Below are 11,768 nucleotides of genomic sequence, written 5' to 3'. Positions count from 1 at the left end.
TAACCATTGAATCTACTTATGCAAATTATTCATACTAGTTATTCTGATTTATCTGGAGGTGCTGCTCGTGCAGCTTACCGGATTCATCGTTGTTTGTTACAGGCAGAAATAGACTCTCGAATGCAAGTTTTGTCAAAAATTTCTGACGATCCAACAGTTAGAGGTAATTCATTAAAAATCGGAAGAATAACAACAGAAATTCGCACAGGTATTGGTTTATTAGCCAAAAAAACCATCAAAAGTTCCGATCCAACGCGTTATTCGGCTGGACTTCTTCCTTCTAATTGGGTAAAATCTTTCCATGCCTCTGATGCAGATGTGATAAATCTTCATTGGGTAGGTGCAGAGACTTTATCCATTAGTGAAATTGGTCAGATTCGTAAACCGATAGTGTGGACGTTTCACGATATGTGGGCATTTTGTGGAGCAGAGCACTATACAAACGATGGACTTAATGCTCGCTGGCGTGAGGGTTATCGAGCAGACAATCGTCCACAAGACGAGTCTGGTTTCGATTTAAATCGTTGGACTTGGGAACGCAAGCAACGTAACTGGAAATATCCTTTCCATATTGTGTGTCCTAGTAACTGGCTAGCAGATTGCGTTCGCAATAGTGCATTGATGGCAGATTGTCCCGTCTCAGTCATCCCATATCCCTTAGATTTAGATAGCTTTCGCCCGATTGAAAAAACATTAGCACGACAGCTTTTGAATTTACCTCAACAGCGATCGTTAATTTTATTTGGTGCCTTGGGCGGAACTAACGATCCTCGCAAAGGTATGGATTTATTATTACAAGCTACCAGTTTTCTGGAAAATCAAAAGTCAAAAGATATAGAAATTGAAATAGTAATTTTTGGACAGTCACGTCCGCCACAAGTTCCTAAATTTGGTTTCCCACTTCGATATACAGGACATCTTGCTGATGATATTTCTCTCGCTCTACTCTATTCTGCTGCTGATGTCTTTGTTGCACCTTCTAGACAAGATAACTTACCGAATACAGTTGTTGAGGCAATAGCTTGTGGTACTCCTACTGTTGCTTTCAAAATTGGAGGAATGCCTGATTTAATTCAGCATAAAGTGTCAGGCTATTTGGCACAACCATACGAAGCAGAAGATTTAGCAACAGGAATTCAATGGGTTCTACAACAACAAAAGGAAAGTAAATCTCTTAGTTTAGCAGCCCGTCGTCATGCAGAATATATGTTTGACCCAGTTCGGATCGCACAGCAGTACGTTGCGGTTTATAAGGAAGCAATGAATATACAAAAAAAGTGAGTGAGTAACTATATAGGGCTTGTTGAAAAAGCCCCACTGTAGATTTAGAATTTACGCAGCTTGATAAATACTAGCTTCGTAACAGAGTCTCATCAAATTCGTTTAGCAACCTCCCAGAGAAAGTGTAAGGCTTTTGAGTCTATAGAGGTGATAATGTTGCACTTCTAATATCTAAAAATTATGCTTCTTAAATTCATCCCAGAAAAAAATAAAATCCATTCAATACATAAAGTTTTTTCTTTGTTTGGCAATTTTAAAAATTTTATTTTTATATTTGGTCTAGCTATTTGGGCTATTATTCCGTTATTAGGTGTAGTTTTTATACTTGCATATTGCCAAATTAACGTTTCCCAAAATCAAATAGTAGGAAACCAAAAATGTATACTTAATATATTTCCAATCTTACTAGTTTTATTTACAATTACTACATATATAGCTAGCTTTGAGCCATTTCAAGATACAATTGTATATCTTGATATTTATTCTTCGCTTCAGAAAGAAACAGGGTTGACTATTCCAGATATCGAACTAGAACCAGTCTCTTTCATTTTGCCTAAATATTTGAGTGTATTAATAGGGCCTAGTCAGCTGAGTTTTTTATTCCTTCAATCTTTGACCATGAATACGGCTTTCACCGTTTTCGCCATACTATTTATGCCCGAATTTTATCCATTAATCATATTAATTAATGTCACGACTCAAGGATACTATTTTCAACTATTTTGGATGAGACAAATTTATTCATGGATATTTATAATACCTGCTATTTATGTTGATAATTTTGTTATTGCTTGTCTTTGTATATATGTCGGTTATTGGACACACAAATCTTCTTTAATGTATACTTTTGGCATATTACCTGGACTATTCAAGTATAAATTTATTAATGCATTAAATCCATTCAAATCATTTTCTAAATATTTGAATAATAGATTTAGTATTATTATTTGTTTTAGCTCGATACTTTTATTTTCATCAGTAATAATGAAATCACTGCTAGATTTGACAAGTTCATTGTCATCTTTTGATGGTTCTGTATCTCAGAGAATCGATATTTATGGCGGTGGCGGTGATGACTACAGTTTTGGAGATAAAATTAAAAATCAAATACGTCCTATTCTTGATTATATTATTATCTCTATATTTATCTTGAGAACCGATCTAAGCAAAATAAATAGAGTATATAGCAAAACAAATAGAAGATATATAAGATGGATTACAACATTCTTTTTGCTTTTCTTACTTTATTTTGGATCTTTAACATATGGATTTAATTTGAGAATTACCAGTATATTTTTTTGCATACCTGGTTTTTTTTATATTATCGCTCTCTCTTCAGACAAACTTAATGGTGCCTATAGCTATGATACTTTGATATTTATATTGGCAATTGTTTTCAGGATGATTTACTTTTTTGTTAGTATCACACTTCCTCAAAGCTACCTAACTTTTTGGAATGGTGAACCGCTAACTACACCAATCAGTGAATATTTTTACCTTTTTTATCAGTTTTTATTAAACCTAATTAATCATAACTAATATGAATAATTGCCAAGTATCGATAGTGACGATATCCAAAAATAATTACCAAGGATTGCAAAAAACCTTACAATCAGTCAAAGAACAAGACTATAAAATAATAGAGCATATTATTATTGACGGAGATTCTGATGATGGAAGTAAAGAGTTTTTAGATTCATATACCCATTCTAAAAATTATATTTATTTGTCAGAACTAGATAATGGGATATCTAGCGCATTTAATAAAGGGTTACAAAAAAGTAATGGGGATTTAATTTTCTTCTTAAACTCTGGAGATGTATTCTTTTCCAAAACAGTGATTTCTGAAGTTGTGCAAAGCTATATGCAACATAAATGGAAATGTGCTATTGGTGTCACCGTCACTACAAGTTTTGCTGGAGAAACCATATTTTATCGTCCGCCGCAACTTTCATCGAAATTTCTAAAATACTTTATGTTTTTACCACACCAGGGGTTTTTCTGTGAAACTTCTCTACATAAGAATTACAAATACAATGAATCTCTCAAAATTTCTATGGATTACGAGTTATTTTTACGAATGCTTAAAAATATAACAATCTTTTATTTACCTACAGTAATATCAATACGCGAACCTGGAGGTATTTCTAGCCAAACTCAAAAGAGAATTAGTGAACATTCACAAATACGTTTGATTTACGCTAATAAAATACATGAAAAATTGATAGTTAGCATTTTAAATACATTAATTTTATTTAAAAACTATCTCAAAATTGATTCACCTTTTGCATCAAAAAAAAAGTGAATAAATCCAAAATTATATTAGCGAATATTTACTAAGACTTCAGTCATCTCAAATATTTATTTTTGAAATCACCGCGTTTTTATCCATTTGTGAATTATGCATATAATATATCTTTTTAGACCGAAAAATCCCAGAGTGCATCATTGCTCAGAATCTTTTTACAAAGCAATGACACTAAATACTGATTCTGATATAGCTAGTTATTCTGTAAAATACTTGTATTCCGTCACTTTACGAGAGGTTTGGTCATTAATCAAACAGTTCGTGAGCATAAATAAGGAAGAAGAAATATCAGTATTTTTCTTTTTAATTCAGTTAGATTATTTAGTATTAGCTTTAATTTTAAAAGCTATTAGTAAATTATTAAATAAGAAATTAAAAGTTTTTTATTTAATGCATGAGCCTAAATTTGAAAAAGGAAGAATTAACCCTTTAAAAGCAGATATTGTATTTTTATATCATTTAATTTTTGGCTATATAGGAGATAAAATATTATTGCCTAGCAATGAGGCAGTTTTGAAAGCAAAAGACTTCGTTAATAATGATAAGCTTTACAAGTTAAACTTATCATTTATTTCTATACCAGAAAATATTTTACAAAATAATTTAGCACAACTAAAGTATAGTTGGGATAAGGAAAAAACTTTTTTATTGTTAGGTCGAGCAGATAGAGATAAAAACCCTCAAGGATTTTTATCTCTAGCAAGTATAATTAACACAGATTACCCAAAACAAGCGAGATTTATTCGGGGTGGAAGTGAGAGGAACATACAAGTAAATTACGACGAAAAACTAATAATTAGATTTCCTGGCTTCATTTCAAATAGTGCTAAAAGTTTCCTACTTGGTTTAAGCCACTTTGTTGTGATTCCCTACTCATTCTCAACTCAAAGTGGTGTGGTGACAGAGGCTTTGAGTTATGGAAAGCTTTTAATTATTAATGATATTTCTACTTTCTCATATTTAAAAGGTCTAAGTTTTGTCTTTTTTACTGATTTTAATGACAAAAGCTCAATGTCAAAATGCATCCATGATGTATTTAGTATGGACATAAATGATTATGAAACCCGCTATTGGGATGCAATAAGATACTTCCAAGAAAATCATTCAGAAGCTTATCTTTCAAAAACCTTGCAAGAAATTTTATAAACATATTTTTGTTTTTGAAATATACAGAGGTGAAATACATCCATGTCGAATACAGTACCTACAGTTTCTAGCAACATACAAGCAAGCATTACAGTGGGTATTCCTTTTTACCAAGGTAGCAATATTGCACATCTTCGTGCTGCTATTGACTCTATCTTATGGCAAAGTGTACCAGCAAAGGAAATTCATTTAATTCAGGATGGTTTGGTTTCAAAAATTTTGGAGGAAACTGTTAATGAATATACTGCAACTTATCCTCATATAAAACACCTCTTAATTTCTCAAAACATGGGTTTAGCTCATGCACTTAATATCTCCATATTAAACTCTTCATCTACATACTACGCAAGAATGGACTCTGATGACATTGCACATCCAGAGCGATTAAGTAAACAAATAGATTTTTTAGAAAGTCACTTAGATATTGACATCTTAGGTACTTGGGCTTTTGTCTTTGAGGATGAATTTCCAAGAGAAAATTGCTCAATTAGGATAATGCCTGTATGTAATCAGGAGATACATGCACTGTTTCATTATCAAAATCCGTTGATACATCCATCTGTGATGTTTAGAAGTAGTGTTTTTGCTAAAACAGGACTTTATAACATGAAATTTCGTTCTGAATGTGATTTAGAATTGTGGGCAAGAGCATTGAAATTGAGAGTTGGTATTTCAAATTTATCTGAACCTTTACTTTATTATAGAAATACAGGCGTTATCAGTAGAAGGTCTGCGGCTTTAGGACAGCAAATTAAAGCACGATATCAATACAATACTCTTTCACTAAAATTAAATATTCTCAAAGTAATGTCTTTACTATTTCGCATTCTTCCCTATAAAATGCAAGTTTGGGGATACAAAAAATTTAAAAAACAGAGCAATTTTAATCAAAATGCTGGCTAATTTTTAGTTAAATAGAAATCTTAGATTTCTATTTAATTATATTTAAACTATAGATATTAATTACCATCATAAAAAGTGGTTTAATATCATATCTATTTAATCTCCGTAAAAAATATTTATCATACTGTATATCTAAGTGGGATAACGCAATTAAACATAAGATAGAGTTAACTATGCCACATAGCTCAAACTTCTTCATCCCCACTTCTCGGAGTTAAGAGATATGGGATAAGAAGTTTGAATAGTTTAGATGTCTTATATTTAGTTACTAAGCTTATTAACTTATCTTACTTGATACAACTTTACTTCATAAGGATTTAAACGAGTACTGAAACTTGCATTAGGAAATAGGTTATTAATAGTTTTTTCATTAAAAGTAATTATTTTACCAGCTAAATTCTGAGTTAGTTTTACTACGAAATTTATTTGACTCGAAGTGTGATTAACAGCTATGATTAAAGATTTTGTAGTATTAGGAATAGGAAATAATTTAACTTCTATATTTGGGTTGTTTACTTGTACTGGATTACTTAAATCTTCTCCTCTAACGATTGCAGGAATGTAATCTCGGAATTCTTTAATAGTAGGATACAAAACTGACTCATTCCAGGAAGGTGAAGAGAGATAGTGTATCCAAAATAGCAACCCATCAGCCCCTGTCAGGACTGATAAATAAAACATATAGCGAAATTCTAACTTTGTTGGTAATCGAAAATCGGTCTGATTTCCTTTATAAGCTTGTATTACGTTCCAAAACTTTTTGTTTTTAACATCAGCAAGGGAAATGACTTCGTAGAGTGCTTTTCGGTAAAATGATACCCATTGGAATTCTACAACTCCATATTTACAAGGATAACAATCCCACATCAGTATATCCATTGCATCGCTGTAAGGTTCAATTTTTTCTATTTTGGTAAAAACTAATGCCACTGGCTTTGATTTATCTTCTTCCTTAATAGCTTTGTATACCTTTTTTAACAAATTTGGAGAAATTGGTCTAGGTTTTTTTATTTCTGGTTCATCATAAAGATACCAAGCATAAACGGAAGGATGGTTTTTATAAGTACGAATAAAGTCTTTCACTCCAGAAATATTTTCTGATTCGATTAAAATACGAGGAATCTCAAGCAGGATTTTTATTGGTGTTTTTTTAGAAGCATCCAAAAATGCCTGGATTTTTGCTTTGCTCTCTTTTTCAACATAGGGCATTAATAAGTCAATTCCTTTAGAAGATGCTTTGATTGGTACATCAATATTATTGATATTGTCATACCAACCTAAGAAAAACGGTAAACTTCGTTTCCGATTAGTTAAATATTTTTTGGGATTTAAACTTACAAGTATGCTGCTAGTACTAGCTACTAAAAAACCAGGAATTAAAGCTATAAATTTACGTCGCGTTATCATTATCAAATATTAAATTTAAGAACAAGCTTAATTAAACATCACATTGATTGGTTTGGCAATATTTGGTATTATCTATGAATCATTGCAACTTATTCAAGGACATTTGAGTACCTACCTCATACCTTAGTAGCGATGTAAGCAAACGTTTGTCCGCGATAAAACTGGTCACGTCCACCTTTGGTGATATATGCTGGTTCTCTGAAAATCATTGGCAATATTTAGAATTATAAATATTTTGTAACAGTTTCACTGCGTTAGCATTTTTTGTAGTGAATTTGAAGCGATCGCTACCACTAACAGTTATGCTTTCTTTAGTCACTGTCCCTTTTTAAGAAGTAACATTAAAATAAAAGTATAAATTTATACATTTAATTTGGGTCGTAGTGGCGGGCTTCACTGTTGTATACCAGAGTTGGTATTTGAGGTCTAGTCTTTGCTCGGTTGATAACAGTGCTGATGTTTTCTCTGGAAACGCATTTGCCGAAGTGACAGCGAAAATAATTGCGATCGCAGATAGGGTAGCATTGAATCAATAGTTAAATTTACAACTTTTGTTCTTAGCATTTACCCTTAATCTTAATACTGACTATTTCCAGATTAAACTACCACAAATTAAGAATTATTTTCCCTATAGTGTCAGTTTTAACATGCTTTTACCAGTAGCAAAAACAACTTAACATCGACGAATAACCACTGTCTAGTGACTAAGTGCAACCTTTAATTAATGCATAGCTAATTCTTTGCGTGCCTCTGCGTTTCCCTCTGTGCCCCTACCCTGCAAAAAGGCGAAGTGCTTATGCGTTTAAATAAAAAAGAAATCAGCAGACAGTTCCCAACCTACTACTTAGTTACAAAACTTAGACTTAATCTCAGACAAACTGGAGTATACACTTTTAAGACTGGAGACATTTAAGATACAGGTTCTACATACTTCTTAATAAATCCGCCTTGAGAACGCAAAACGTTCTAATCTAAAAGCTAAGTGGGTTAATTTACTGGCAGTTTTGCAGGTAATACTTTCAAGCTTATAAAGCATAGACACGCCGATGTGTCAAGCCTCAAAACAATCCAGACTTAACATATAAACGCTTATAATGGGAGTTTTACAAATCCGATGAGTGTTAAGGCGAGTGGTGGAAGCTCGGTTGCGCGTCCGCAACTATATCAAACCCTACCTGTATCCACAATTACCCAAGCGGAGCAGCAAGACCGTTTCTTGGGAAATGGTGAACTAAATGAACTGGCAAGCTATTTTGCATCTGGTGCAAAGCGTCTAGAAATTTCTCAGACGTTGACGGACAATGCCGAGATTATTGTGTCTCGAGCTGCTAACCGGATTTTTGTTGGTGGTTCGCCAATGGCTTTTTTAGAAAAGCCCAGAGCAGTAGAAATAGTACCGGTTAGTGCTGTTAGCGGTGCTAATGTTCAACAAGGGATGCAACTGGGAACTGTAACCTACGTTGAAAGTCGTGGTGGGTTCCTAGAAAATTTACGATCAATATTTAACTCATCCCCCAGCGGCCCGACACCTCCAGGTTTCAGACCAATTAACATTGCTCGATATGGCCCAAGCAACATGGCCAAGAGCTTGCGGGATTTATCCTGGTTCTTGCGCTACGCTACTTATGCGATCGTTGCTGGCGATCCCAACATCATAGCGGTGAATACAAGGGGTTTGCGGGAAATCATTGAAAATGCCTGCTCTGGAGAAGCTACGCTAGTAGCTTTACAAGAAATCAAAGCTGGGGCACTTTCATTTTTCCGCAACGATGCTGAGGGTACAGAAATTGTGTCTCAGTACATGGATGTTTTGTTAACAGAATTCAAAGCAGCCACACCTTCAAATAAACTGCGCCAACGCCCTTCTAGCGACCAGCAAGGGTTAGAATTGCCGCAAATCTACTTCAATGCCTCAGAACGTCGTCCCAAGTTTGTGATGAAGACTGGGTTATCCAGTAGCGAAAAAAATGAGGTAGTTAAAGCGGCCTATCGACAAATCTTTGAGCGCGACATTACCCGTGCTTATAGTTTGTCCATATCTGACCTAGAATCCAAGGTGAAGAATGGCGACATCTCTATGAAAGAGTTTGTCCGTCGTTTAGCTAAATCTCCCCTTTACCAAAAACAGTTTTACCAGCCTTTTATTAACAGCCGAGTCATCGAACTAGCTTTCCGTCACATTCTGGGACGGGGCCCAAGTAGCCGAGAAGAAGTACAAAAATACTTCTCGATTATTTCTAACGGTGGTCTACCAGCTTTGGTAGATGCCTTAGTAGATTCTGCTGAATACGGCGACTATTTTGGTGAAGAAACAGTACCCTACCTGCGGGGTCTGGGTCAAGAAGCACAAGAATGTCGCAACTGGGGGCCGCAGCAAGACCTGTTTAACTACAGTGCGCCTTTCCGCAAGATACCTCAGTTCCTCACCACATTTGCAGCTTACGAGCAACCGCTACCAGATCAACATCCTTACGGTTCTGGTAACGACCCCTTGGAAATTCAGTTTGGGGCGATTTTCCCGAAAGAAACTCGCAACCCCAGTACCAGTCCGGCTCCTTTTAGCAAGGATACCAAACGCATCCTGATTCACCAAGGAGCAGGGATTAATAACCAAAATAGTAATCCCAGAGCGCGGGGTGAAGCTCCTGGTACCCTTGGGCCCAAGGTGTTCAAATTAGACCAACTGCCTGGTACTAGAGGTAAAAAGGCTCCCAAAAGTTCTAGTGTCAGATACTCCGAAAGCTCCACACAAGCAGTGATTAGAGCTGCTTACCTGCAAGTTTTTGGTCGCGATGTCTACGAAGGTCAGCGCCCAAAGGTATTAGAAATCAAGCTGGAAAACGGTGACATCTCGGTACGGGAATTTATCCGTGCTTTGGCTAAGTCGGATGTCTTCCGCAATCTGTACTGGTCATCGCTGTATGTTTGTAAAGCGATCGAGTATATTCACCGCCGCTTGTTAGGTCGTCCGACTTATGGTCGTCAAGAAATCAACAAGTACTTTGATATCGCTTCTAAACAAGGCTTTTACGCGGTGGTTGATGCCATTATTAACAGCGTAGAATACAGCGAAGCGTTTGGTGAAGATACGATTCCTTACGAACGGTATCTGACTCCTGGTGGTGTAGCAGGGCGACAATTACGTGTTGGTAGCATTCGTGATGATATTGCCGCAAAAATCCAGAAGGAGGTAACACCAAGCTTTGTGACACTGGGTACAGTGACAGAAAAGCGGTCAGAACCAGATATTCAGTTCCGCATTAACCAAGGTGTTAGCAAGCAACGGGAACAAACCAAAATCTTCAAATTGGTGGCGAATACTACTGACAAGGTTGCAGTCAAAACTTTGATCAGCGCTGCCTATCGTCAGATTTTTGAGCGGGATATTGCACCATACATCGCCAAAAACGAATTTACCAAATGGGAAAGCAAGCTGGGGAATGGCGAAATTAGTGTGAAGGAATTTATTGAAGGTTTGGGTTATTCTAACCTCTACCTGAAAGAGTTCTACACACCTTACCCCAACACCAAAGTGATTGAGTTAGGAACCAAACACTTCTTGGGACGTGCGCCACTAGACCAAGCAGAAATCCGCAAGTATAACCAAATTTTGGCTACTCAAGGTATTCGTGCCTTTATTGGTGCTTTGGTAGATAGTGTGGAATATAACCAGGTGTTTGGTGAAGATACGGTTCCTTACCGCCGCTTCCCGACCCTGCCAGCGGCAAACTTCCCGAATACAGAGAAGCTTTACAACCAGCTGACCAAGCAAAACGATGACGTGGTTGTACCCAGCTTTAAGCCAGTACAAGCCCGTGTCGGAGTTAGTAACGATACACCGCTTTTGGTACAGGCGATCGCAGATATCGCATCCCAAACAAATGGTCAGCCATCCTTTGCTGAACTGGGCCGTTCCTACAACGATGCTAGCGGACAAACCGTGGAACAAGGTGTGCGTAAACATGCGCGCATTTACCGTCTAACAGAAAACACCAACCAAGACGAAAAACAACAGGCAATCAACGCCATTTATCGTCAAGTATTGGATGTATTTAGCGGTGAGGTGCCCGATAATTTCCGTCGCACTGACCTAGATAGCAAACTCCAAAATGGTGAAATTTCCGTGCGGGAGTTTGTGCATGAACTAGCTAGTTCCCAAATCTATCGCCAGCGCTTCTTATCACCTTATCCTCATACCAAGACCATTGAGTTCCTCTTCCGTCATCTGTTGGGGCGTACACCCGCAACTCAGGAAGAAATTGGCCAATATAACAAGCTGCTAGTCGATAGTGGTTTGTCAGCCGCTGTAGAAGCAATAGTCGAAAGTCCAGAATATAACCGCTACTTCGGTGAAGATGTTGTGCCTTACAACCGCTTCCCATCTCTGCCAGCAGGTAACTACCTCGGCAGTGTTGCGGTTGATTAAGAAGTAGGGAATAGGGAATAGGGAATAGGGTACAGATTATTTACTGTTCCCTGTCCCCTGTAACCTTTCCCCTGTCCCCTTCTTAACCTTTCGTAATACCGCTCTCAGATTGCAGTTAAAACAGTAAATTCTGAAAAGCAATATTACAAAGTATTAAGAGCAGTCATAAATGCTCAACAGAATGCCGGAAAATGTTTTGCGGAAGGTAACTGAGTTTGAAAGCTTGTGTACTTGTGTTGACTCAAGCAAAGTCGTAATTTATTAGCCGTAGCAGTTGTAAAACTGTTGTGTCTAAAA

Annotated in this window: 6 protein-coding genes and 1 pseudogene; 6 read left to right on the top strand and 1 reads right to left on the bottom strand. The window is 36.4% G+C overall.

Translation table 11 applies throughout. The features are described 5' to 3' along the window. Positions 1-18 precede the first annotated feature (18 nt). The 5 genes from RMY64_RS22435 to RMY64_RS22415 all read left to right on the top strand — a co-directional run bounded on the left by RMY64_RS22435 (position 19) and on the right by RMY64_RS22415 (position 5,638). The gene (locus tag RMY64_RS22435) at positions 19-1,281 is read left to right on the top strand and encodes a glycosyltransferase family 4 protein (RefSeq protein WP_322701139.1); all 1,263 of its coding nucleotides are present in this window, start codon (positions 19-21) and stop codon (positions 1,279-1,281) included. Between the two features lie 180 nt (positions 1,282-1,461). Then, entirely contained in the window at positions 1,462-2,820 is a 1,359-nt protein-coding gene (locus RMY64_RS22430) for a hypothetical protein (protein WP_322701138.1), read from the top strand. A gap of 25 nt (positions 2,821-2,845) precedes the next feature. Continuing rightward, a complete protein-coding gene (locus tag RMY64_RS22425) occupies positions 2,846-3,586 on the top strand; it encodes a glycosyltransferase family 2 protein (protein ID WP_322683845.1) in 741 nt (246 codons plus the stop codon). A gap of 168 nt (positions 3,587-3,754) precedes the next feature. After that, on the top strand, positions 3,755-4,735 hold the full coding sequence (locus tag RMY64_RS22420; RefSeq protein WP_322683846.1) for a hypothetical protein: 981 nt from the start codon (positions 3,755-3,757) through the stop codon (positions 4,733-4,735). A 42-nt stretch (positions 4,736-4,777) separates the two neighbouring features. Continuing rightward, a complete protein-coding gene (locus tag RMY64_RS22415; RefSeq protein ID WP_322683847.1) occupies positions 4,778-5,638 on the top strand; it encodes a glycosyltransferase in 861 nt (286 codons plus the stop codon). 282 nt (positions 5,639-5,920) lie between these two features. Here the strand turns inward: RMY64_RS22415 and RMY64_RS22410 are convergent, their stop codons facing one another. Beyond that, complete coding sequence (locus tag RMY64_RS22410; protein ID WP_322683848.1) at positions 5,921-7,045, bottom strand: glycoside hydrolase family 2 TIM barrel-domain containing protein; 1,125 nt, start codon at positions 7,043-7,045, stop codon at positions 5,921-5,923. A 1,114-nt stretch (positions 7,046-8,159) separates the two neighbouring features. On the opposite strand from RMY64_RS22410, the pseudogene RMY64_RS22405 reads away from it, so the two are divergent. Then, positions 8,160-11,459: pseudogene (locus tag RMY64_RS22405) on the top strand (phycobilisome rod-core linker polypeptide); the annotation flags it as partial. Between the last annotated feature and the right edge of the window lie 309 nt (positions 11,460-11,768).

It is taken from the genome of Nostoc sp. DedQUE08 (assembly GCF_034530895.1).
Taxonomy (GTDB): domain Bacteria; phylum Cyanobacteriota; class Cyanobacteriia; order Cyanobacteriales; family Nostocaceae; genus Nostoc.
Note: the sequence above shows the minus strand (reverse complement) of the source record. Positions and strands in the feature narration are given on the sequence as shown.